Source organism: Undibacterium sp. SXout7W (assembly GCF_049339385.1).
In the GTDB taxonomy this organism is placed as follows: Bacteria; Pseudomonadota; Gammaproteobacteria; order Burkholderiales; family Burkholderiaceae_D; genus Undibacterium.
On record NZ_JBMPPF010000143.1, the window covers coordinates 1 to 292 of the forward strand.

Genomic DNA, 292 nt, shown 5'->3' on the forward strand with positions numbered 1-292 from the left:
GGCGCTTGCCCAGTTCGCGGGTGATGGTGCTCTCGCCGTCGTCCAGCCGTATCGTCGCCACCTGGGCCAGCGGAATGCGCGCCCCCGTGGCCGAGGTCAGCAGCAGGTCGCCGATGGTGTCATAAGTCTGTGGCGGCAGCGTGTTGCCGTCCGCCGGATCGGCGTGCAGCGGGTCGCCATCATAGGCCGGACGGATATAACTAGGCTGATAAGGCGGGGCCATGGTGTTGACGGCATAGCCGTCTGGCGTCAGGGCGCCGTCGTTGACGTATTTCGGCTTGCCTTCCAGCGC

Annotated in this window: 1 pseudogene; it reads right to left on the bottom strand. The window is 66.4% G+C overall.

Features of this window, described 5'->3' with window-relative positions:
- A pseudogene (locus ACO0LB_RS20840) lies at positions 1-292 on the bottom strand (hypothetical protein); the annotation flags it as partial.